Source organism: Diplocloster agilis (assembly GCF_019042275.1).
Taxonomy (GTDB): Bacteria; Bacillota; Clostridia; order Lachnospirales; family Lachnospiraceae; genus Diplocloster; species Diplocloster agilis.
Window position 1 is genome coordinate 69,543 of record NZ_JAHQCW010000011.1, and the last position, 24,601, is coordinate 94,143.

A 24,601-nucleotide genomic window follows, 5' to 3' on the forward strand; every position below is an offset into this window, starting at 1 on the left:
TCAACCGTTTTGATCGAATATTTAGAACTGGAAATACAGGAATGGACTCGTTGTATACCGAACCCCCAGTATGCCGAAGCTCAAAACAGCAAACAGCAAGCTCAGGTAACAGGACCAGCGGAACCAAAGCTGCTGCCTTTCGATCAGAGGACGAATATGAATTCCCCGATAATGGCACAGACTGACAACCGCCAGCACCAGAACCGCTCCTAAGAGTATCATCAGCTGCTGGTAGTCCAAACCTAAAGTGGTCAGATAATTCAGGGACAGCTGCGGCCACTCAAATTCCACGAACATTTTTCTTATAATTGTTTTAGCCTGGTCCAAGGAGTTGGATCGAAAGAAAATCCATCCAAAATCCACAAGCAGAAACGTCACCAGGATCTGCCCAATCCGAAAGCTGGCAGCGTCTGCATTCACATGCATGGCTTTCCAGATTTTCTGCTTCCAGGGTCTTAGATAACCTCCTATGATCTGGTAGGCTCCATGAAGTCCGCCCCAGATTACGAAGGTCCATCCCGCTCCGTGCCAAAGCCCGCTCAGTAAAAAAACGACCATTACGTTAAAAGCCCATCTTCCTTTTTTGACCCGGTTTCCTCCCAGGGGTATGTAGACATAATCCCGAAACCATGTACTAAGGGAAATATGCCATCTTCTCCAAAAGCCGGCAACCGACGAAGCCAGATATGGCTCTTCAAAATTTGTCATCAGGTGAAAGCCCATTACCCGAGCCGCTCCAATTGCGATATTGGAGTAAGAGCTGAAATCGCAGTAAATTTGGACAGCAAATAAGACTGTTGCCAGAATCAGCGCGACAGCTCCATATTCCTCATAGTGATTGTAAACCTGATCGACCAGAATCGCGGCTCTGTCCGCGATTACGATTTTGAGGAAAAATCCCCATAGCATCAGCAAAAGCCCGTCTTTGACTCTGTCCAAATCAAAGGTATGTTTCTCCCGAAGCTGATGCAGCAGATTCTTACTGCGCTCGATCGGTCCCGCTACCAATTGCGGAAAAAATGAGACGAACAGGGCGTACCTCCCAAGATTCTTCTCCGGCTTAATCTCGCCGCGATAGACATCCAGGGTGTAGCCAAGCGCCTGAAAGGTATAAAAAGAAATTCCCACCGGCAGGATCACATCAAACGACACCTGCACCGGCGCAAGATTCAGATACGAAAAAATACTGTTTATACTGCTTACGGCAAAATCAAAATATTTGAAGAAAAAGAGTATGGCCAGATTCAATACCAGACTTAAAACTACCCATAGCTTTTTCATAAATATCTGATTTTTGCTTTTCTTTTGCTGCGTCCTCCCGATCAGGATTCCGCACAGGTATGTAATTACTGTGGAAGTACCCATAAGCAGCGCGTACTTGGGATTCCACGACATATAAAAATAATAGCTGGCCAGCAAAAGCCAGACCCATCGAACCTTATGCGGAATGATAAAATAAATGAGTACCACGACCGGGAAAAACAGCAGGAATTCCATCGAATTAAACGACACCCTACCGCCGCCTTTCCATAGTAAATTTTATCACTACTTTTCACGCACGGTTTTATTATATATATAAATATAATTATGTTCTGAATGAATAATTACTAACTTAATTTCTGACTCATTTTACTTTACTGTATTCTAGTGCTGAAGTCAACAAAAAAACCCTTAAGATTTTGTTAAGAACTGAAGGCACACCCGGATAATCCGCAAAAAATCCGTCACCCAAGCAAACGCCATCCCGTTTTCCTTCAAGGCTCTGTGTCCTTCCTTCAGGGACAACAGATAAGAGGACAGACCGTTGGTGCTGGTCCCCCCATAGTACATATAAATGAGTACTTCCGGTATATAAGATAACGTTACCTGTCCGTCTTTCAGACACCGGATCATATATTCATAATCCGCGGAACACTTATAGTCCGTCTTATACAGACCATATTTTTCATAGACTTCCCGCTTCAGATAGAGGGTAGGATGAGCCGGCATCCAGCCGGTCCGGATCGATCCCTGGCCCATATGCCATTTCCTTACGACTTTATCTCCGTCCAGATAGATCAGATCGCTGTGCACGCCGTCCGTTTTTTCTCGTATGATCGTATCGACCATGCGGCTGATCACATGCTCGTCCGCGTATCGGTCAAAACAGTATCCGATGATATCACCGTCGGACAGCAGATACCCTTTATTAATCGCATCGTAGATACCCTCATCCGGTTCAGAGATCCATTTTAAACGCTCCCCGAATCTGGGCTCGTATTCCCGGATTAATTTAAGCGTTTCATCCGTAGATCCTCCGTCTACGATCACGTACTGAATCTGCTCATAGTCCTGGGACAATATCATCTCCATGGTCTGCCTAAGATTATCCGCGTTATTATATGTGGTTGTAATCACTGATACAGTTGGCTTATTCATGTGTTCCATCATAGCAAGTTTTTGTCCGATTTTCAACTGGATTCTTCTCTAATTTAGATTATTTGCCAAATACCAGACTTTGCAAGTTCTGCCTGTTTATGGTATAGTAGCTGTAAATTTAGTCCATGAATAAATCAGCTACATTTAAAAATAAACTTATATCCTGTAAAACAAAAAGGTGCGTGAATATTTTATATGGAAAAACTTTCAGCAATTGTCCCCTGCTATAACGAGCAGGATGCCCTTCCCTACTTTTACAAAGAAATATGCAGCGTTGCGGAATCCATGCCCTATGTGGAATTTGAGATCATATTCGTCAACGACGGCTCAACCGACCGGACACTGGCGATAGCCAAACAGTTTGCCGAACAAGACCCGAGGGTAAAATACGTCTCATTTTCCCGGAACTTCGGCAAGGAAGCCGCCATCTATGCCGGCCTCTCCTATTCCAAGGGCGATTACGCCGCCATTATGGATGCGGATCTGCAGGATCCGCCGTCACTGCTGCCGCAGATGTACGACGCCATCACGAAAGAAGGCTACGATTCCGCGGCTACCCGCCGGGTAACCCGTAAGGGCGAGCCACCGATCCGATCGTTTTTTGCCCGTTGTTTTTATAAATTCATGCACAAAATATCCAAAACCGAGATCGTGGACGGGGCCCGGGATTTCCGGCTCATGACCCGTCAGTTTGTCAACGCGCTTCTGGAGATGGGGGAGTACAACCGGTTTTCCAAGGGGCTGTTTGGCTGGGTGGGTTTTGAGACCAAGTGGATTGAATTTGAAAATGTAGAACGGGTGGCCGGAGAGACAAAATGGTCGTTCTGGAAGCTGCTGGTTTACAGCATCGAGGGCATTGTGGCTTTTTCAACCGCGCCTTTGGCACTGGCTGCATTTACAGGCGTCATTCTATGTCTGGCTGCGTTTGTTATGATCTGCTTTATCATTATACGGACCTTGATTTTCGGCGATCCGACCAGCGGATGGCCATCCATGGTCTGTATTATCTTTCTGTTGGGGGGCTTACAATTATTCAGTATAGGTATTTTAGGCGAATATTTGGCTAAGACTTATCTAGAGACAAAAAAACGTCCCTTGTTTATTTGCAAGGAAACCAACATCGAAGATAAGTAGAAGGATTTTAGTTATGGTTTTATCAAAAAAGCGGAAAACTGTATTTCTAGCTGGTTTATGTATTCTGGAAAGCCTGTTGATGCTTACCCTCCTATTTCATAAAAATATATTTATGGATGAGGCCTTTACAATTGCTCTGTCGGGACATTCCTACCGGGATGTCATCGCTTTGACCGCCGCCGATGTACATCCCCCGGTTTATTATCTGATTCTGAAATTTCTGACCGGAATTTTCGGAACCAGTCTCATGGCAATGCACCTGGTATCATTTCTTCCTTTTCTATTTCAAATGCTTCTGGGCTGTACACTGGTCCGAAAACGTTTTGGCGACAGGACTTCTTTTCTGTTTCTGCTCTGTCTGTTCGGTATGCCGAAAATGCTGTATTACTCCACAGATATCCGTATGTACAGCTGGGCCATGTTCTTTGTTACGGCCGCAGCGCTGTTTTCATATGAAATTATTTTGAACGGGAGATTCCGCAACTGGCTGTTTTTTACAATTTTCAGCCTTCTGGCCGCTTATACCCATTATTTTGCCTGCGCGGCTGTGGCCTTCCTCTATTTTTACCTTCTGATCCACGCATTCAGAGTGAATAAAGCGGCTTTGAAAAAATGGATGCTCTGTGCCGTTTTCACAGTAATGGCCTATCTGCCCTGGCTGGGAGTCGTACTCCGGCAGATATCCCAGGTAACAGAAGAATACTGGATTCCTCCCATCACTTTTTCCACACTGCTGACTTATATCGAATATACCTTTGCCGTCAAACGCAGCCACCTGCTCTCCCTGCTACTTCTTTTGGTGTTTCTGGCGGTATTCTGTCTGTTTTTATTTCGGAAAAAGGACCGGGACGACTGGTTCGCTGCGGCTTGCTTCAGCACCTCCATTGGCATGGTCCTGGTAGGCCTTGCCGCCTCCTTCCTGATCCGGCCTGTATTTTATCAGCGCTATATGGTATCCTCCTATGGCTGCATGTGGCTTTTTTTCGCGATCGAAGCCCGTAATATCCGGCGCCCTTTTGTTACCCGTCTGTTAACCGCATGGCTTATCCTGTGCAGTATCTTGAATTATGCAGACATATTGGAACTGCGTTACCAATCCGGTGTGGAGCAGATGGAATCCTATATGGAATCCGTATTGGAGCCCGGAGACGTCATCGTGCATACTCACAATGGAGTACAGAAATGTTTCGCGTATTATTTTCCGGAACAGCAGCATGAGCTGTACGGTTCGGAAATTACGGACGTCTATCAACAAGTATATCAAAATTACCGAATTGGAGAACTAAACACTCTTTCCCAGCTGGATCAGGTTCACGGGCGTATCTGGATTGCTGCTGATCCTTCTCATAAAGCAATCCTGGAGGACTTTAAAGAAGCCGGTTACCAGCCGGAATACAGGGGAATATTTTTCTTCGACGAATACCAGGTTTTATTCTATTCTGCGGCAAGGTCTTATGATACAGCCGAAAATTGACACATTTCCCCGCTTATAGTATGATGGTAAAAATTGTACATTCGAAAAAGAAAAGAGGTAAGACATGATTAAAAAAGTGTGTAACTGGATAGACAGGAATATCCGCCGTCTGCTTCTGCTGGGGATGCTGCTGTGTGTTCTCGGAATCATCGCAAGCTTCCTGTTTCCCAATGAATACATGGCAACACAGGGGTATAACACCAAGGCGGAACAATTGGTCCAAAACCCGCTGACCGAGGGAACGGTTATGGAGTACAAGTTCCAGGTCGAAAAGCGTTTGCTGGGAATACAGGTCAAGTATACTACGTACGACAAGAAGCTGACCTCCGGTGTCATTCACTACGAAGTCCTGTCTCAGACAGACGGTCATTCGCTGGGAAGTTCTGCTATGTCAGCCCCCAATATCGCAGAGGGGCAGGATGTACTGATGCCGTTCACCGGTTTTGAAACCTGTTCCGGCTCGCTGATTTTGCGTATCTGGTGTGACGGCGTAACCGACGGCAACTATCCCGGCATCTATACGAATCCGCAGATCATCCCGGATGTCGCCACCAGCATCAACGGCCAGGTCCTTCAGGGAAATATGATCATGACTTATTGTTATCCCGCATACAACAAACCGCTGTTGTGGTATTTCATTCTTTTCCTGTTTGTACTGCTGACCCTGTTTGCCGTCACGGAAAAGGACGCTCCACTCATCAGAAAGGGGAAAAAGAAGGCATGAAAACTTATATCAAAGAACACTGGCGCAAATTATTGGTCATGGCCGGTGCGGTAATTCTTTTGACAGTATTGGTTGAACTTCTGGTGTTCAACTTTCATTCCCTGTTCGATGACACTTACACAACACGCTACGATTTTGCCGGCGGCCAGACGTATGATCATGTAAAAATCGAAGATGTGGACTACTCTACCACAACCGAGCAGGACGGGAAAACTGTGGAAAGCAAGGGGTTGGAAACGGACTATACCTTTACATTCCCCGAAAAAATGTATATCAAAAAGCTGCACATCGGCTACCAGTCACCGGTTGATTTTTCCATCACCATGAATGCCTACAATGACAATGGATATGGAGAAACCGCCGCCACGGAATATTACGATCAGTCATTGGCCGCCTTTACCGACTATTACAACAACATCGGCCAGGACGCCACCGGGTGCAAAATCCGTGTGGTCAATAACTTCAACGGAACCATTGATTTCATCGAATTCAGCAATGAATTGACCATGAATCCCTACCGCATGTTCTTCCTGGCGGTCGTATTCAGCTGCATCCTGTTCCTGATCTTCGGCGCACCTGTATTTGGTCGGAAGCTGGAAGTATACTTTGCTTTCCTAAGTCTGTTGGCCGGAAGTATCTACATTATATTCGGCGGTACCCTCCGGATCGGCTGGGACGAGCAGGTTCATTTTGACAACGCCTACTCCAACGCCTATTTTTCCACGGTTCAGTATACGGAAGCCGCTACCATCATGAAAGAGGCGCACCAGCCTTATTATAACACACTGGAAGAGCGGCAATACATCGCCGACTATTTTAACTCTAAAGACAATACCGATCAGGCGGTTCTGGTAAGCAAACCCCGGTTTATTCCCTATAACCAATGGGCTTACATTACCCAGACTCTGTTCCTGGCAATAGGACGGCTTTTGCATCTGCCCTTTACCATTCTCTATATGTTTGGTAAATTCGGTAATCTGCTCCTATACACATTGGTTGTCGCGCTGGCCATCAAATACGCGAAGGTTGGGAAGGCCATCGTCGCCGTCATCGCTCTGCTCCCCACCTGCCTGTTCCAGGCAACCTGTTATGCCTACGACGGTGTGGCTATCTCCTTCACCATCCTGGGCTTTATCCTCTGGTTAAATGAGGTTCTGGACAAGGAAAAGAAGCTGAAATGGTATAATGTGCTGGCAATCGTCGGCTGCTTCGTATTCGCCAGCTTACCCAAAGCGATCTATATCATACTGCTGGGCCTGCTGTGTTTCTTTCCAAAGACAAAGTTCGGCAGCAAGAAGCAGAGGATATTCTTTATCGCCGGTGTTGTAGCGGTCATGATAACCATCATCTACACCTTCCTGTTCCCTGTGGCCTCCCAGACTTCTATGGGAAATGTAAACTGGGGATCTGACGTAAGAAACGAAGAGTCCGAGACGGGTATTGTCAAACAGCTGATGATGATCCTGGATCACCCCTGGACCTATACGAAACTGCTGGTAGGAACGATCTTCAAGACATTCTGCGACTATATATTCGGAATCGGCGCCAATGCCAATTTTGCTTTCCTGGGAGCTTATTCCGCGCAGTTTACCTACCTGTTCACCCCGCTCTTCCTGGGCCTTGGCTTCATCTCCTGCCAGGAAGAAACGAAATATGTGCTGGACAAAAAGTACAAGCTGTTAATCGGCGTCCTCGTCTTCGGCGTATTCTGTCTGATCTGGACCGCCCTGTATTTAAGCTTTACCCAAATAGGCGCTCTGGGCTTCAACGGAGTGCAGCCTCGCTATTACCTTCCAATCATGGTGATGCTGCCGTTCCTCTGCAGGAATAAAACCCTGGTCTGCCATGGGAAATTGCAGAACTACAACCGTATTGTCATGGCTATCATGACTTTCGTGGTACTTTACGGAGCTTATTCCATCATGCTTCCGTTCAACGTATAAAAAATAGTAGCGCTCGAAAAATCCTCGCTGACTATTTTTCATGCATCGCACGTAAGCGCCAAAATTCAGGCGCTAAGGGCTCATAGCTATAAAAAATAGTAGCGCTCGAAAAATCCTCGCTGACTATTTTTCATGCATCACACGTAAGCGCCTATAATACAGGCGCTAAGTGTTCATAGCTATAAAAACTATACCTAATCATAAAAGGAGTTTAAAATGGTTATCTCTGAAATTATGGGCGGCTTCGGAAATCAGCTATTTTCCTACGCCTGCGCCTACGCTACCGCAAAGCAGAACAACGACACGATGATCCTGGACAAGCATCTCTATGACTGTGGTTATTTCCGCCGTTTCCAGCTGGATCAGTTAAACATCGATTGTAAGGAAACGCTTCTGCCGCCCACAGCTCCTTTTGACCGCTACAAGCATCCATTCCGCACGAAGCTCTATGAACTTAAACGTGCCCGCAAACTCCCATCCCCCATCAAAATGGTACGGGAAGAAAATGAGTTCGCCTACATTCCGGAGCAATTCTCCTATGACGCCAACATCCATCTGACCGGTTATTGGCAAAACTACCGTTATTTCGACCAATATCGGGAGGATCTGCTTCGCCAATACACCCCCAAGACCCCTTTTCGTGCTGAAATCCGGGAGCAGATATCCACACTCCGTTCCACAAACTCCGCAGCTATCCACATCCGCCGCGGAGACTATGTGCATTTCAAAGGCGGCAAATGCCTGTCTCCCACGTACTACCTCCAGGCGCTCAACCTCCTGCAGCAATCCGCCGGTCCGGACCTTCGTCTCTACATCTTCTCCGACGATATTCCCTACGTAAAGCAGGCCTTAAGCGCTCTCCCCTCGCCAATCTTCCTAAGCGATTCCCTCACGCCCACCGACCTGGAAGAATTCTATCTAATGTCCGCCTGCCGCCATCAGATCCTGGCCAACAGTACCTTTTCCTGGTGGGCCGCCTATCTGAACCCGAATCCTTCCAAGCAAGTCATAGCCCCCCTTGCGGATCTCTGGACCAATGATTTCTACCTACCCGACTGGACTGCGGTACCGGCTGAGATTCTTGCTTCCTGAGGTGGTTGCCCGGATTATGTTTTGTTCTGGGGCCGGAGCTTGGGGAGGGGCACGGATGCAGGAGGAAATGGCGGGGGATTTTGAAACCGGGGTTGGCGGGCTGCTGTTCCCGTAATGCGGCTGTGTACAATCGTATAAGATGTACTAACAGAGAAGGAGAAAAAGTCCTTATTACATTTTCCGTCACAAACTCGCCAAAAAACGGCTCGGACAGTGTGACGGAAAACGGGACTTTTTCTCCTTCTCTGTAAGTACATCTAATACGATTGGCCAATGCCGCATCACGGGAACAGCAGCCCGCCAACCCCGGTTTCAAAATCCCCCGCCATTCCCTCCCGCATCCGCGCCCCTCCCCTAGCTCCTACTTTAATACAAAATAAATATACGTTAATCCTTTAATCCTCCTGATATCCGGCTGGAATGTAAGCTGTCCTGTCGATGAAGACGTCGATTATGCTTTTATTTTAGCTAATTAAGAAAGTATCCCATCAACTAAGCTACCCGTTAACTGCAAACCTACTATCGGGGAATCTGCAAAGGATCGGAAGGACAGTGGCCGGCTGCGGTCTGCGTAAGCGGGTTTGGGCGGCGGGGCGCTGGGGTGCCGGGTTGATGCAAGGGCTGGATTCCGGCTGCTGGCCGGCGTGTTCCATCCGGCTGCGCTGCATTGGCGCAGCTTTTAGTACCTCTTAAATGAAAAACCGCAGGAAATCGAAGACTCAAAACGGTTTTCCATACCGTTTTGAGAGGGCTGTTGAGTGGAGAAACCATCAAGGTTTCTCCGCGAATCAGCCCGATTCTTCAATTTCCTGCGGTTTTTCATTTTAGAGGTACTTAAAGCTGTGACAGAGCAGCGCAGCCGGATGGAACACGCCGGCCAGCGGCCGGAACCCAGCCCTTGCATCAACCCGGCACCCCAGCGCCCCGCCGCCCAAACCCGCTTACGCAGACCGCAGCCGACCACTGTCCTTCCGATCCGTCCCTCCGCACATTCCCCCAACCTACTCCCCAAGGCCGCCTTCGATGGCCTCTATCAGGGTCTTTAAAGCCTGTTCCTCGTCTTCGCCTTCACATACGAACTCTACTTCGTCTCCACATTTTACACAGGCCCCCAATACGCTTAAAACGCTTTTGGCGTTCGCCGTATTTTCCTTAAATGTGAATGTAATCACGGATTTAAACTGCATGGCCGTTTTACATAAAATTCCGGCGGGTCTTAAGTGCAGACCGGTCGGGTTCTTGATTACTACTTTTTGGCTAACCATAAATGATACCTCCTCTACAGCATGGTCTTTGTTATCAAATCTGCCAGTTTTTTCGCTTCTTTTTCAATCAGCTTCTGGTCCTTGCCTTCTATCATTACTCTTACCAGCGGTTCCGTACCGGAGGGACGGATCAGTACCCTGCCTTCTCCGGCAAATTTATCTTCCAGCTCTTTGATGGCGGCTGCTATCTCCGGATATTCCATGTAGCGGTCTTTTTTGTGAGTCGGCACTTTGGCGTTGATCAGAGCCTGGGGCATCACCTGCATGATGGATGCCAGCTCGGACAACGGTTTTCCTGTCTTGGACACGACTTCCAACAGATGCAGCGCGCTGATCAGTCCGTCTCCGGTGGTGTTTTCGTCCAGAAAGATAATGTGACCGGACTGCTCTCCGCCCAGGTTATAGCCGGCTTCTATCATCCGTTCTAATACGTACCGGTCGCCGACTTTCGTCTGCTCGATCACCAGACCGTTCTTCTTACCCATCAGGAAGAAGCCCAGATTGCTCATGACTGTTGCCACGATTGTATTTTGTTTTAGTTTTCCCTGTTCTTTGAGGTAGTATCCGCAGATACCCATCAGCTGATCGCCGTCCACGACTTTTCCCTGCTCGTCTACCGCCAGCAGTCTGTCCGCGTCACCGTCAAATGCCAGGCCCAGGGAAGCTTTTTCGTATACCACACGGGCCATAAGTTCTTCCATGTGGGTTGAACCGCAGTTGGCGTTTATATTAGTGCCATCCGGGTCGGTATGGATCGCTACCACATCGGCTCCCAGCTCAGTTAGGGTCTCGATCGCGGTGTAATAGGAGGCTCCTTCCGCGCAGTCTACGACAATTTTCATGCCTTTCAAGTCTACATCTACCACTGATTTTGCGAATTCAATGTAGTCTTCCCGCGCGTCGAACCGATAGCTGACATGGCCGACCATGGGACCTACGGGTACCGGCAGGTCTTTCATACCGTTACGAATGATTTCTTCAATCTCGTCCTCTAATGCGTCGGATAACTTGTATCCGCTTCCGTTGAAAAATTTGATTCCGTTGAATTCTACCGGATTATGGGAGGCAGATATCACAACGCCTGCATCTACCTGGTATTTTCTGGTCAAGTATGCCACAGCCGGAGTCGGCAGCACACCGATATAAACTGCGTTGGCGCCCACAGAACAGATTCCTGCCATCAGGGCATTCGCCAGCATCCCGCCGGATATTCTTGTATCACATCCCACCAAGATCGTTGGTTTGTGTTCATTTTCTTTTGTCAGAACATAGGCACCCGCCTGTCCAAGCTGCATTGCAAGTGTGGGAGTCAGCTCTGTGTTGGCTACTCCTCTTACGCCATCGGTACCGAATAGTCTTCCCATTTAAAACCTCCAAATATTATATTTGTTCTTCTATGGTCACTTAAAAATTTGCTATTTCTTTTTTAAATCGATTTTTACAGTGACCTGGTCTTTTACAGTATATGGACTTGGAACGGTCACGGTTACCGGAACTTCATAACTGCCGGCCCGTTTATAACCGGACAAATCTATGGAAGCCTTCAGGGTACTTTGGTCAAATTTAGCTTTTTCCGCTTCCAGCGCCTCCAGAGTAATAACCAGATTTCCCATACTGTCAGTGAAGGAGTAGGAGTACCCTTCCGGAGCGCCTGTCACTTCGATGCTGTCCTTGGACACCAGCTCATTCCATTCCACCATTTTTTCTATATAGGCGATCACCAATACCTGGCTCTTTCCATCCTCGTCCACCGGGTCTACGACTTTGATATCATCAGATTTTATGACTTCTGAAGCAATATCAATCACTGCACTTACATCTTTCTCATCACCGCTAATTGTTAACAATGACGGACTAATCGTAATTGAATTTCCAAGTTTTTCAAGAGCACTTTCCGGACCGGCCACCGTAATTTGATCCGGATCACACACAACGTTGGTTACCCTGTAATCCTGGGCCGGATTTCCGTTATAAGATCCTGTCAAAGAGACCAGCTGTTTCTTGTACATAACAATCTTGACACTGATCCCGCTTTCCTTTTGTTCAAATTTAAGCTTATCTGCGTTAACTACCGGATCTCCGTCACTGTCCACCATAGTAAGCTTTATAGAAGAGAATGTCTGGTCCGTAGTCATATCTGTAACATTTACCGTAGCCACGGCGTTCTTAACTTTTTTCACCACAGACTCCGGTCCTTTAATTTCAATGGAACTGATTGTCGGTATCTTTTCTCCAACTACATAACCGCCTCCAGGTGTTCCTTTCGTTACGACTGAGACTTTCACCGCTTTTGTTTCCGATTCCTCAATTGATATTTTCAAATTATGAGGACGGTAATATATATCACTTTCGTTGACATCATCCGGAAGAGTGATATCGATTGGCGCCACCCACGTCGATCCCATCTGTGTCAATTCCAGCATGTCAGCATGGGCTTTAAAATTTTCCGCCTTTAATTCCTGTATGACTGATTTTCTCGCTTTTACCGTGATATCCACGTGATCGCTGTCATCCAGCACACTGTATTCCTGATCGCTGGTGAGCGCTTTTACATTCAGCATCTCCACCGCGATTCCGTCATAGGATTGGGAAATAACCGGATCGTTGATCTGTACCACAAGGAACCAGATGACGATAGCTGCGGCCAGCGAGATCAGTTTTAGACCAATATTATTGGCCAGCTTTTCTTTCATCTCTATGCCTTCCTTTCCACAGTCTGAACCGTCTGGATTCGGCTTCCTTGCCCTGTATTTCTACCAGACGTTTTTTAAGCACATCCTGATCCACATTTCTCCACAGACGTCCTCCCTGCGCAACGGATACCGCACCGGTTTCTTCCGATACGACAATTGTAAAGGAATCCGTAACCTCGCTGATCCCTATGGCCGCCCGGTGTCTGGTTCCTAACTCCTTGCTGAGTTCCATGTTGTCCGACAGAGGCAGGTAGCAGGTCGCGGCTGTGATCCGATCTCCACACATGATAACAGCACCATCGTGCAATGGTGTATTATGCTCAAAGATATTCAAAATTAACTGGCTGGATATGGCGGAATCAATGACGATTCCCGTCCGCTCATACTCGGTCAGCGGTATGTCCATGGCTATTACGATTAACGCGCCGGTCTTCACCTTGCCCATCTCAAAGCAGGCTTTCACTACTTCGTTTATGGTCCGGTCGCTGAAGCGCTCGGAAGGCTCCTTGTTGCTATCAAAGGAGACTATGTTGGCAATCACATTTTTTTGACCCAGCTGCTCCAGGGCTTTTCTAAGCTCCGGCTGGAATATGACCACCAGCGCGATAATTCCGGCGTTTACAGATTTACCCACAATAAACAGGATCGTATCCATCCGGAAAATGAGCGCCATTAAGATAAAGAGCATCAGCAGTATAAATCCCTTAAGCAGAATCCAGGCTCTCGTATTTTTGATCCATACCAGTATCTCATAAATCAGGAAGGCCAAAATAAGTACTTCTACGAAATCCGTCAGTTTCAGGTTCAGGGGTTTCAGATCAGTCATATATTGACTGAAAAAATTTGCCAGCGTACTCATTTTCTCACTTCCTTTCTCTGTTATTTCTAACTATCTTTTGCGGTTTTCATTCTGTCTTCTAGTATCTCTCGTTTCTTCTGTCATCTTTTTTTGCGTTGATTTTCTTGATCTGTTTTTTCCGTGTCGTGACACTCATTTTGGGAACCGCTTTTACATAATAGTAATATTCATCGTCCTCAAATTGTACCCGTTCCGTCCTGGAATAATCCACACTGAACAGGAAAAAGTGCAGTACCAGCGCCACCAGCACCGCCACCAGGCTTCCCACGATTAGCATAAGCAGGGAATTGGACACATCCAGCACAAAGTCGCCGATCAGCAGGACAAAAATATCCGTGATGGCCCCCACACCGATCGCGATCCCCCAGGCATAGTCCACAGACAAACGTCGGATGATATATACTACCATAATGGTTATCGTGAAAGCCGCTATCGTCAAAAGCATGGCCTTGTTGTCGATAATGCCATTGACCAGCAGGCTGATCCTGGTCAGCATCGATTCCGCATCCGAATTGCTTAAAGCGCTGGCGTTGGTCTTCAGTAAATCAATCATATAATATACGGCTACTCCGCAGCCTACAGGCAGCGCTGCTACCGGCGCGCTCACCAGCCCAACGGAAATCGGTATCACATAGGGCACCTTCAGCGCAAACGCAATAGGCGTCAGCAGCAAAATAAAGCTGGATTTCGGAGATAACCTGAGATAGAGCATGAGAATCAATAGTTCCACACACAGGATTACGATCCCGGCCTCTAAAGAAAGGCCAATCGCATGGCCGAGTATCAGCAGCCCCGCAAAAAATACCGCGAAATTCATCGGCAGAAAAGAGCAAAGCAACGCCAGTATAATTGCAATCGCCGGATTCTTCAGCGGTCTTAAATAACCCATGTTCTGGTTAATCAACAGAAACGCCGTTAAGGAAACTAAGAACTTATACAGCGGTGTGATATAAACTTCAAATTTTGCGTAGAAGTTTTTCAACTGCTCCCTAAATTCCAGTAATGTGATCATCATAAAGTTGTCCTCCTGATCGTTCTTGGCGCCCTGTCTTTTGCTCTTCCTGACTGTAAAAGGTATTCAGTTCTTTCAACAGCCTGTAGTAATCTTTCAAATCTTTTCTCGCCTGTTTGTAGCGGATCCGATATAAAATGTAGGAACATATCAGATATACAAGCATAACCGCCGCGTAGATGATTACGATCTTTTCCACCATAACAACCAACTGGTCGGGATTCAGATTCGCAAGAACATAGTCCATGTTACAGACAGCCCAGAGCCCAAGCATAATGGCATATGCAATCGTCACAAATATTGCCGTTTTGATTACATTATAACTGATATAATCGGATTGAAAATAACTGGCCAGAGGAATCTCTTTCTTTCCGTCGTTCTCCTCATAAATCGCCAGCTTTGTCATCAACCTGATCTTTTCTTCATTTACCATCTGGTCACCTCAAAGCATTCATTGAATTTCCAAATTCTGATAAAACTTATTATAACATAGAAGGCCGGGAATGAAAAGTAATTTGGTCAATATCCCCTGCCAATCGCCAGGCACACAAAGTATACCTGTTCCACGCCATTCGCCTTCAGCGCCTTCGCCAGCGCATCCATGGTACTTCCGGTGGTGTAGATATCATCCACAAGCACTACTGTTTTACATTCTATCGCATTTGGCTTTACATGAAAAGCGCTTTTTAAATTATTCTTGCGTTCTTTGTCATTTAATTCTTTCTGGGGGGTTGTTTTCTTAACACGATATACCAGATCGGTACGGACAGGTATCTGAAACTCTTTTGAAAGACCTCTGGCCAGCAATTCGGCCTGATTAAAGCCCCGGAAGGCAAGCCTTGCCTTGTGTATGGGCACGGGAATCAGGGCGTCCGGCTTCCACCTGCGCATTTGTATGCGGCTGGCCTTACACATTTCTTCCGCATAGTAATCTGCGTATTCACGCCTAAACGGGGCGTATTTGAATCGGGCGATACTGTTTTTCATACCGGCGTCATACACAAACGCCGCTATGCCGCTCTCATAGTGGAAGGTCTTTCTTGCGCAGTCATAGCAATATTCCGCCGTTTCCTTTTCCAAAGGTTTTCCGCACCTTTTACATTTCGGTTCGGCAATCCTCTTGAACTGAGTCCGGCATTTTTTACAGATTTTCTCCCCATACGGCGTCACGATCTGATCACAGACAGGACACCTTCTGGGGAAGAAAAAATCTAATAACAACTCTTTCCATCTCATATATGCTGCTGTGACACCTCCCTGATCCGGTCCCGCAGACCGGAATAGCGTGACTGTTCACTCTCGTTTTCCACCATGGCCCGAAACGTGGTTTCGCTTCCAATGATCGTTACGCACCGTCTGGCCCTGGTCACCGCCGTATACAGCAGATTCCGGTTCAGGAGCATCCTGGGGCCTGTCAGAAGCGGAATAACCACCGCCGGGTACTCGCTGCCCTGGGCCTTATGGATCGTGATGGCATAGGCCAGTTCCAGCTCTTCTAACTGCTTGAAACTGTACTCCACGCATCTGCCCTCATCAAACTCCACCGTCAAAAGCTCCGCGAACAGATTGATTTCTTTGATGACTCCCATATCGCCGTTGAAGACGCCGGTGCCCTTGTCTGCCGTTATTCCGTAACGGCCCCGCACTTCCCACTCCAGCTGGTAATTATTCTTGATCTGCATTACCTTGTCGCCTTCCCGGTAAATGTGATCACCGTACTCCTTCTCCCGCTTATTAGGCCCGGGAGGGTTCAACGCCTGCTGGAGGGTTTTGTTCAGCTGCTCCACGCCCAGGCTGCCTTTCCGCATGGGGGTCAGCACCTGAATATCGTAGGGCCTGGCCTCCACATAAGGAGGCAGCTTTTTGTCCACCAGGTAAATGATAGACTGGGCTATGACGTTGGCATCCTCCCGCTTCAGGAAATAGAAATCCTTACTTTTATTGTTCAGTACCACCTGCTCGCCGGCATTGATCTTATGGGCGTTTACCACAATATCACTCATGGAGGCCTGCCGGAATATTTTCGTCAGCCGGACCACATTGCAGCAATGGGATTCGATAATATCTTTCAGCACGCTTCCGGGGCCTACCGACGGCAGCTGGTTCACGTCCCCTACCATAATCAGGCGGGTCCCTACGGTTACCGCTTTTAACAGGGCATTCATCAGGCTGATATCCACCATGGACATCTCGTCGATCATGATGACATCCGCCTCCAGTGGATTCTGCTCATTTCGTTCAAAATTAATCCGCCCGTCGTCATCATCCGGCACATAGGCCAGCTCCAGCATTCGGTGTATAGTCTGCGCTTCGTAGCCGGTGGCCTCGGTCATCCGCTTCGCCGCACGCCCAGTAGGCGCAGCCAGCCTGATCTCCAGGCCTTCCGTCTCAAAGAATTTGATCATAGCGTTGATCGTGGTTGTTTTACCGGTGCCGGGACCTCCGGTTATCACCAGCAGTCCGTTCTTCACCGCCTCAATCACGGCCATCCGCTGCATCTCATCCAGCTCGATATGAGCCACTTCTTCGATCTTCTCCAGACGTTCACTGATTTTTTCGGAAGAAATCTCACAGTTTACATTTAAATCATGCAGCATGGCAGCCACATTTAACTCCAGGTAGTAATATTGGGCGGCATATACATTCCGGACTCCGTCTTTTTCCTTTACGATCAGTTTTTTATCCATACAAAGATCCATGATAAACTTTTCGATATGCGTGATCTCCACCCGGAGCAGTTCCCCTGTCCGGTTCAGCAGCACAGGTTCCGGCAGATAGGTATGTCCTTCCGCTGCGGCCTGCATCAGCACATAGAGAATACCGCTGCGGATCCGGTAGTCCGAGTTGGATTGGATCCCAACTCTGGCTGCGATCTCGTCGGCGATCTTAAACCCCACTCCAGCCAGTTCGTCGGCCATCCGGTATGGGTTCTCCTGTATAATCCTGTACAGCTCCTGTCCGTAATGGCCATAGATTTTGACGGCCAGGTTTGTGCTGATTCCATATTTCTGGAGAAATATCATGGCATTGCGCATATCATGCTTGTCTACAACCTGGGCGGCGATCTCCTGCGCTTTGCGCTCGCTGATCCCCTTGACCTCCGCCAGGCGTTCCGGCTCCTCCTCCATAATGCGGAATGTGTCCTCACCGAATCTTCGGACGATCCTGGCCGCCAGGGCCGCGCCGATCCCCTTGACCGCTCCGCTCCCCAGATATTTCTCAATGGACATCACATCCTCCGGTGATTTCAACTCAAAGGTTTCCACCTGAAACTGACGCCCGTAGATCTGGTGTTCCGTATAGCTGCCGGATGCCTGCAACCGCTCCCCTTCACTTATATAAGGAAAAGATCCGACACAGGTGATCTCCTCCCCTTCGCTGATCATGGATAACACCGTATATCCATTTTCTTCATTTCGGAACACAATATGCTCTATGTATCCTTCCAGCTTCTCCATCCCGTCACCCTTCTTACCATGTTACGCAGGCGAAGCTCCCCGCCTGCGGCACATTCTGCATATACAACAAGGGACGGGGGCTTTTACCGGTTCGGCACTGCGAACCTCAAAGCCTCCGTCCCTGCTTATTCAGCTTTAATCATCCCTTTTACCGGACAGGAACTCTACGAACTTACCGGTTCCGATCGCCACAGCGGTCATCGGATCCTCTGCTGTCATGGTATTGATGCCCGTCTTCTCTTCGATCAGTTCTTCCAGCCCTCTTAAAAGGCTGCCGCCTCCAGTCAGGACAATTCCCCGGTCCGCAATATCGGCCGCCAGCTCAGGAGGCGTTTTCTCCAATACGCTGTGCACGGCTTCCACAATCTGTGCGGTTGTCTCACGAAGGGCTTCTTCCGTCTCATCTGAGGTGACGGTAACGGTCTTCGGAAGACCCGTAACCAGGTTTCTTCCCCTTACATCATAGGAATCTGTCTCCGCCCTGTGGTAGGCCGATCCGATCTTTATCTTGATATCTTCCGCCGTTCTCTCGCCGATCAGAAGATTGTGTTTTTTACGCATATAACGAACCAGCGCTTCATCAAAATCATCGCCGGCGATCTTGATGGAAGTGCTGACCACCGTGCCTCCAAGGGAGATTACCGCGATATCCGAAGTACCGCCGCCGATATCCACGATCATATTACCGCAGGGCCTGGCAATATCGATCCCCGCGCCGATAGCAGCCGCAATAGGTTCCTCGATAATCGATACTTCCCTGGCTCCGGCCTGGTAGGTTGCATCCTCCACAGCTTTCTTCTCCACCTCTGTCACACCGCTTGGAACGCAGACGCTGATCCGGGGTTTCCGGAAGGTCTTCTTGCCGATGGCTTTCTGTATAAAATATTTTAACATCTTCTCCGTAACGGTATAATCCGAAATTACACCCTGCCTCAACGGACGCACCGCCACGATATTGCCGGGAGTTCTCCCCAGCATCAGCCGGGCCTCTTCTCCTATGGCTTTAATTTTATTCGTATCTCTATCAAAAGCTACAACCGAGGGCTCTTTCAGTACAACGCCTTTACCTTTGATGTACACCAGAATACTGGCGGTACCCAGGTCAATCCCGATATCTGTTGCTATCATGTCTATCCCCTTTCATCATTCTCGTTTTTCATTTATTTTTTCCAATCGTAAGCATATTTAAACGTGTGTATCCATTATTATATACAATTCATTTGAAAAATCAAAGTATTTTCATAATTTTTTACGTTTTTCCCAATTTCTAAAGGTATTTTATTCCATTTTTATCGTTAACGCTGTATCTACCATGCTACATTTTCTATTTCAGGGCGATCTCAGGCTTCTTCACCATGATCTCCACCGCCCGGTGGTGATTTTCTATGAACACATGCGTGTGCTCTCCGCCGAATTCTCCGTCCAGCGTCCAGGGAATCTCCTCTCTGCATTCAATATGGAGGTTTCCTGTCCGGAATGTATACATATGTTTGGTGTTTATTTCCTTGATCAGCAGGGATGAGAGAATCTCATTGAGCTCGATGGGATTCGTGGGCTTTTTAATCAGAGTGACTTCAAACACACCGTCGTCCAGAACCACATGTTTGCCGATAATTGATTTGAAACCTCCCACCGATCTTGAATTTGTGACCATACCAAACATAAATTCATCTTCGATTACCTTACTGTCGTTATCGTAGGTTACCCGGATCCGATAAGACTTGATCGAGTACAGTCGCTTCACTCCTTCCAGAACATAAGCCATGTGTCCCAGCACATTCTTCCGCTCCTGGGGTGTCAAATAGGAAACGTCCGTAAATATCCCGAACGCCGCGATATACACAAAAAAATTGTCATTAAACGCGCCGATATCGCAGGGGAAGCCTTCCCCGCGCACAGCTACCCGCGCCGCGTGCAGCATATTTTTGGGCAGGCCGAGGCTGTTGGCAAAATCATTGGTGGAACCCGCCGGGATATAACCAATCGGAATCCTCTCGGTCCGGTTCATCATTCCGGTGACCACCTCATCCAACGTGCCGTCGCCCCCGCTGCAGACCAGCAGGTCGTAATCCCCCGCATCCTCGCGGGTTTTCTCTTCCGCATCCTTGCTCCTCTGCGTAGGGTACGCAGTGATTTCATATCCGGCCTTGGCGAATATATCCAGGATTCCGGCCAATTTATTTTTAATTAACTCTTTACCTGCATGGACATTATAGATAAACAGTAATTTTTTTCTCATACAAACTCCCTCTGTCGAATCGTTACCATCACAATTGTACTACTTGCGTTTTAATCCCGCAACTTAATTTTCTCTTAATATATACGATAACAAGGATATATGGGATTTTTTATGAGGTCCGGACAGTTCCCTTAGATAATTCAATTTCCTTTAGAGTTTTTTAAATTAGACGTTAACAATTGTATTTCAACGTTATATAATAAGGATAATAAACGCCGCATCCTGACCGTATAAAAATACCGGCAATGGACCGGGGGGAGATGATTTTTTGAAAATCGAACAAAATCAGAGAGCATATGCAGCTCCCGCTCCTGAAAATCGCAGCATCACAGACGGCAGAACACAAAGTACGCAGACCATCCGTTCTGAAGATCATGCATCCGCTGCCGGCAGGCTGCCTATGGACCGGTTTGTGAAAACAGCCGGTGATATACGGAATATGACGGACGCTCTCAATGTCCTGAATCTGGAGCAGTGGCTGCCCGGCGCCCGGATATCGGTGCAGGATCTGTCGGGAAAGGATCAGCTGATCCTTTACGCCAGGAACCATCCGGGGCAGTTCCAACTGGTGCTGTCTCCGGAAGTATTACAGAAAATGCAAAACGACACGGAATTCAGAGACTGGTGTCTGGATGAGCTTTCGAAGACCTGGAAATCTCTGCTCAATCAGGCGGAACGTTACACCAGTTCCGGACGAAAGGTCACGGGGACCGGTATCTATGTTGGGGCTGACGGAAAGATCTGTCAATGGATCGCCAGCCAGGAGCCGGGTAATGTCCAAAACCTGCCCGGTCCTTCCACGAAAGCCCTGTTCCAGGGAAATTCCATCAGCCGTTATCATAATAGGGACGGCTCCACCATAACCCTGAAAAAGAAGCCTTCTTACACTCCTTCCAGGGACCTGTCCCGTCTGGCCAGGGCCAGAAATCAACAGATGGTCAAAGTTACGATAAGTTCAATCCGCCGGAGCATCTATCAGCTGAAATCCGGCTCCTATGACGCCAAGGAAGCTATGCCTCTTACGAACCAGGCGGAACAGGTCCTTCGGAAGGCCCTGTTGAAAAGCAAACAGCTGAAGAGAGAAGAACTCATAGACTCTGCCAGGAAGAGGGCTGAGCGCAGTCGTAATCTGAAAAAAGCGATGTATTTAAAACGTCTCCTCAAAGAAAAACAGGTAAAACGAACGGTTCGCGAATACGGACAAATACATGACTACTATCCCAGCCCGCAGGAACTCAAGGCCGAAGAAGAACGTCTGAAAGACCAGTTAAAAAACGCCGTCGGAGGAATCTCCCAGACCGGCCGTGATATGGCCTCGCCTTCTTCACCCGCCGCATCGCCGGGTAACCCCTCCGCTGCCGCCATGCCGAGTGGCGGGACTGCTGTCACGATAGATATAACCATATGACCATATGCGTGAAACGACAGGGGCTGTGACATCAGCTATTCCAGATATTTCGCCACATACTGACCCGTGTAGGATTTCGGATTCTTCGCCACTTCTTCCGGCGTCCCGGTGGCTATGATCGTACCGCCGGCGTCGCCCCCCTCCGGGCCGATATCGATGATATAATCCGCTGTTTTGATCACATCCAGATTGTGTTCGATGACCACAACTGTATTGCCGCCTTCCGCCAGCCGCTGAAGGATCTCGATCAGTTTATGGACATCTGCGAAATGCAGGCCGGTAGTCGGCTCGTCCAGGATATAGATCGTCTTTCCGGTGCTCCTCCGGCTTAACTCGGTAGCCAGCTTGATCCGCTGCGCCTCCCCGCCGGAGAGCGTGGTGGAAGGCTGGCCCAGTTTGATATAAGACAGGCCCACGTCGTTCAGGGTGGAGATCTTTCGCTGAATCGACGGCACATTCTCAAAGAATTTGTTTGCTTCCTCTACCGTCATGTCCAGCACATCGTATATGTTCTTTCCCTTGTAGTGAACCTCCAGCGTCTCCCGGTTATAGCGTTTTCCCTGGCAGACTTCGCATGGCACGTAGACATCCGGCAGGAAATGCATCTCTATTTTTATAATACCGTCTCCGCTGCAGGCTTCACACCGGCCGCCTTTCACATTGAAGCTGAAACGGCCTTTTTTATATCCCCGTGCTTTGGCGTCGGGAGTTCCCGCGAACAAATCCCGGATCTGGTCAAATACTCCGGTATAGGTAGCCGGATTCGACCGGGGTGTTCTTCCGATGGGGGACTGGTCTATATCGATTACCTTATCCAGCTGTTCCACGCCCAGGATCTCCGTATGCTTTCCGGGTATGGTTCTGGCCCGGTTCAGCTTCTTCGCCAGCGCTTTGTACAGAATCTCATTGATCAGGGAGCTTTTTCCCGACCCGGATACTCCGGTGACACAGGTCATAACCCCCAGCGGTATATTTACATCGATATTTTTTAAGTTATTTTCCCTGGCTCCTTTGATCGTAAGAAAACCGGTGGGCTGCTTGCGCACCTTCGGCACAGGAATTTTAATCTTTCCGCTCAGATAGGCTCCGGTTATGGAATCCTTCGATTTCATAATTTCCTCTGCCGTACCCTGGGCCACCACATGTCCTCCATGCTCTCCGGCTCCGGGTCCGATATCAATCACATGATCCGCCGCAAACATCGTGTCTTCATCATGCTCCACCACGATCAGCGTATTTCCCAGTTCCTTAAGGTTATTCAGCGTCCGAAGCAGTTTATCATTGTCCCGCTGGTGCAGCCCGATGCTGGGCTCGTCCAGGATATAGGCCACCCCAACCAGACCTGAACCGATCTGCGTGGCCAGACGGATCCGCTGCGCTTCTCCTCCGGACAGTGTTCCGGTAGCCCTGGCCAGGGTCAGGTATTCCAATCCCACATCATTCAGGAATCCGATACGGGATTTGATTTCTTTTAATATCTGTTTGCCGATCAGCATCTGCTGGTTTGTCAGTTCCAAGTCATTCAGGAACTGTCTGAGATTCAGAATGGACATGGAGGTTACTTCATAGATGTTCTTACCTCCAACCGTGACCGCCAGCGCGGATTTTTTCAGCCTCTGGCCCCCGCAGGTCTTACAGGGGGTGATGCGCATAAAGGTCTCATATTCCTGTTTCATAGTATCGGAACCGGTTTCCCGGTACCGGCGTTCCATATTCCGGATCAGGCCTTCAAAAGCCACGTCATAGACGCCTTCTCCCCGCTGCCCCTTATAGTGTACTTTTACTTCCCGGCCGTTGGTACCGTTAATGATCACGTCCCGAATGTTCTCCGGAAGCTCCTGATAAGGGGTGTGAAGATCAAATTTGTACGTCTCCGACAGGGCCTTCAGAATCGCATGCGTGAAGCTCCCGGAGTCCGTGCTGGACTGCCAGCCCATGGCCACGATCGCTCCGTCGGCCAGGCTGACGGATTTATCCGGTATCATCAGATCCTCATCAAACTCCATCTTATACCCCAGACCATAACAGTCCGGGCAGGCGCCGAACGGATTGTTGAAGGAAAAGCTTCTGGGCTCGATCTCATCGACGCTGATCCCGCAGTCCGGGCAGGAAAAGCTCTGGCTGAAATTGATCGGCTCGCCTCCGAACACATCCACGATCAACAGGCCCTCCGCCAGTTCCAGCACGTTTTCTATCGAATCCGTCAGTCTCTTTTCGATTCCAGGCTTTACAATCAGACGGTCCACGATGATTTCTATATTATGTTTGATATTCTTGGACAATTGAATGTCTTCCGAAAGTTCATACTGGTTTCCGTCAACCCGGACCCGGACGTAACCGCTTCTCTTTGCCTTGGCAAACAGCTTCGTATGCTCGCCCTTCCTGCCCCGGACCACCGGCGCCAGCAGCTGGATGCGGGTTCCCTCCGGCAGCTCCAGGATCTGATCTACCATCTGGTCCACCGTCTGTTTTTTAATCTCCCGGCCGCACTTCGGACAATGAGGGATTCCGATTCTGGCATACAGCAGACGGAAATAATCATAGATCTCCGTCACAGTCCCCACCGTGGAACGTGGGTTGCGGTTCGTCGATTTCTGATCGATGGAAATGGCCGGCGGCAGCCCTTCTATACTCTCTACATTGGGCTTCTCCATCTGACCCAGGAACTGTCTGGCGTAAGAGGACAGGGATTCCATGTACCGTCTCTGTCCCTCCGCGTATATAGTATCAAACGCCAGGGAGGATTTGCCGGACCCGCTCAAACCTGTGAGGACCACAAATTCATTGCGCGGTATGTCCACACTCAGATCCTTCAGATTATGCTCATTCGCTCCCCGTATTTTAATATAATTTTTCGTATCTTTTATTTTTGTCATTGTCTT

Annotated in this window: 19 protein-coding genes; 6 read left to right on the top strand and 13 right to left on the bottom strand. The window is 48.4% G+C overall.

Annotated elements, in window-relative coordinates; translation table 11 throughout:
* Positions 1-21: 21 nt before the first annotated feature.
* The gene (locus tag KTH89_RS08625) at positions 22-1,512 is read right to left on the bottom strand and encodes an MBOAT family O-acyltransferase (RefSeq protein WP_158341804.1); all 1,491 of its coding nucleotides are present in this window, start codon (positions 1,510-1,512) and stop codon (positions 22-24) included.
* A gap of 159 nt (positions 1,513-1,671) precedes the next feature.
* Complete coding sequence (locus KTH89_RS08630; protein ID WP_238721389.1) at positions 1,672-2,418, bottom strand: glycosyltransferase family 2 protein; 747 nt, start codon at positions 2,416-2,418, stop codon at positions 1,672-1,674.
* A gap of 195 nt (positions 2,419-2,613) precedes the next feature.
* Here KTH89_RS08630 and KTH89_RS08635 point away from each other — a divergent pair, with 195 nt between their 5' ends.
* The 5 genes from KTH89_RS08635 to KTH89_RS08655 all read left to right on the top strand — a co-directional run bounded on the left by KTH89_RS08635 (position 2,614) and on the right by KTH89_RS08655 (position 8,785).
* Positions 2,614-3,552, top strand: a complete 939-nt coding sequence (locus KTH89_RS08635; protein ID WP_158341808.1) for a glycosyltransferase family 2 protein — start codon at positions 2,614-2,616, stop codon at positions 3,550-3,552.
* A gap of 13 nt (positions 3,553-3,565) precedes the next feature.
* Positions 3,566-5,026: a glycosyltransferase family 39 protein gene (locus tag KTH89_RS08640; RefSeq protein ID WP_238721390.1), complete on the top strand. Its 1,461-nt coding sequence runs from the start codon at positions 3,566-3,568 to the stop codon at positions 5,024-5,026.
* A gap of 64 nt (positions 5,027-5,090) precedes the next feature.
* Positions 5,091-5,750, top strand: a complete 660-nt coding sequence (locus KTH89_RS08645) for a hypothetical protein (RefSeq protein ID WP_238721391.1) — start codon at positions 5,091-5,093, stop codon at positions 5,748-5,750.
* A complete protein-coding gene (locus KTH89_RS08650) occupies positions 5,747-7,693 on the top strand; it encodes a DUF2142 domain-containing protein (protein ID WP_158341814.1) in 1,947 nt (648 codons plus the stop codon). Before KTH89_RS08645 ends, KTH89_RS08650 begins: the two co-directional genes overlap by 4 nt.
* A 216-nt stretch (positions 7,694-7,909) precedes the next feature.
* Positions 7,910-8,785, top strand: coding sequence for an alpha-1,2-fucosyltransferase (locus KTH89_RS08655; RefSeq protein WP_238721392.1), 876 nt, complete (start codon positions 7,910-7,912; stop codon positions 8,783-8,785).
* Between the two features lie 1,001 nt (positions 8,786-9,786).
* Here KTH89_RS08655 and KTH89_RS08660 read toward each other — a convergent pair.
* The 10 genes from KTH89_RS08660 to KTH89_RS08705 form a co-directional block, all read right to left on the bottom strand.
* A complete protein-coding gene (locus KTH89_RS08660; protein ID WP_158341818.1) occupies positions 9,787-10,050 on the bottom strand; it encodes an HPr family phosphocarrier protein in 264 nt (87 codons plus the stop codon).
* Positions 10,051-10,064: 14 nt separating this feature from the next.
* Positions 10,065-11,414 carry a phosphoglucosamine mutase gene (gene glmM / locus KTH89_RS08665; RefSeq protein ID WP_238721393.1) on the bottom strand — a complete coding sequence of 450 codons (1,350 nt, stop codon included), beginning with the start codon at positions 11,412-11,414 and terminating at the stop codon, positions 10,065-10,067.
* 51 nt (positions 11,415-11,465) lie between these two features.
* Positions 11,466-12,743: a CdaR family protein gene (locus KTH89_RS08670; protein ID WP_238721394.1), complete on the bottom strand. Its 1,278-nt coding sequence runs from the start codon at positions 12,741-12,743 to the stop codon at positions 11,466-11,468.
* Positions 12,721-13,602 carry a diadenylate cyclase CdaA gene (gene cdaA, locus KTH89_RS08675; protein ID WP_158341824.1) on the bottom strand — a complete coding sequence of 294 codons (882 nt, stop codon included), beginning with the start codon at positions 13,600-13,602 and terminating at the stop codon, positions 12,721-12,723. Before cdaA ends, KTH89_RS08670 begins: the two co-directional genes overlap by 23 nt.
* A gap of 58 nt (positions 13,603-13,660) precedes the next feature.
* Positions 13,661-14,617, bottom strand: a complete 957-nt coding sequence (locus tag KTH89_RS08680; RefSeq protein ID WP_238721395.1) for a hypothetical protein — start codon at positions 14,615-14,617, stop codon at positions 13,661-13,663.
* Positions 14,592-15,047, bottom strand: coding sequence for a hypothetical protein (locus KTH89_RS08685; RefSeq protein ID WP_158341826.1), 456 nt, complete (start codon positions 15,045-15,047; stop codon positions 14,592-14,594). The genes KTH89_RS08680 and KTH89_RS08685 overlap by 26 nt, the downstream gene beginning before the upstream one ends.
* Before the next feature lie 86 nt (positions 15,048-15,133).
* The gene (locus KTH89_RS08690) at positions 15,134-15,850 is read right to left on the bottom strand and encodes a ComF family protein (RefSeq protein ID WP_275061765.1); all 717 of its coding nucleotides are present in this window, start codon (positions 15,848-15,850) and stop codon (positions 15,134-15,136) included.
* Entirely contained in the window at positions 15,847-18,072 is a 2,226-nt protein-coding gene (gene recD2 / locus KTH89_RS08695; RefSeq protein ID WP_238721397.1) for an SF1B family DNA helicase RecD2, read from the bottom strand. The genes KTH89_RS08690 and recD2 overlap by 4 nt, the downstream gene beginning before the upstream one ends.
* A 135-nt stretch (positions 18,073-18,207) precedes the next feature.
* Complete coding sequence (gene mreB, locus KTH89_RS08700; protein ID WP_158341832.1) at positions 18,208-19,200, bottom strand: rod shape-determining protein; 993 nt, start codon at positions 19,198-19,200, stop codon at positions 18,208-18,210.
* 196 nt (positions 19,201-19,396) lie between these two features.
* Positions 19,397-20,311, bottom strand: coding sequence for a diacylglycerol/lipid kinase family protein (locus KTH89_RS08705; RefSeq protein WP_158341834.1), 915 nt, complete (start codon positions 20,309-20,311; stop codon positions 19,397-19,399).
* Positions 20,312-20,579: 268 nt separating this feature from the next.
* On the opposite strand from KTH89_RS08705, the gene KTH89_RS08710 reads away from it, so the two are divergent.
* Positions 20,580-21,719, top strand: a complete 1,140-nt coding sequence (locus KTH89_RS08710) for a DUF6033 family protein (RefSeq protein ID WP_238721398.1) — start codon at positions 20,580-20,582, stop codon at positions 21,717-21,719.
* 35 nt (positions 21,720-21,754) lie between these two features.
* Here KTH89_RS08710 and uvrA read toward each other — a convergent pair whose 3' ends face one another.
* Positions 21,755-24,595 (bottom strand): excinuclease ABC subunit UvrA, encoded by a 2,841-nt coding sequence (gene uvrA / locus KTH89_RS08715; protein ID WP_238721399.1) that lies wholly within the window; start codon positions 24,593-24,595, stop codon positions 21,755-21,757.
* Between the last annotated feature and the right edge of the window lie 6 nt (positions 24,596-24,601).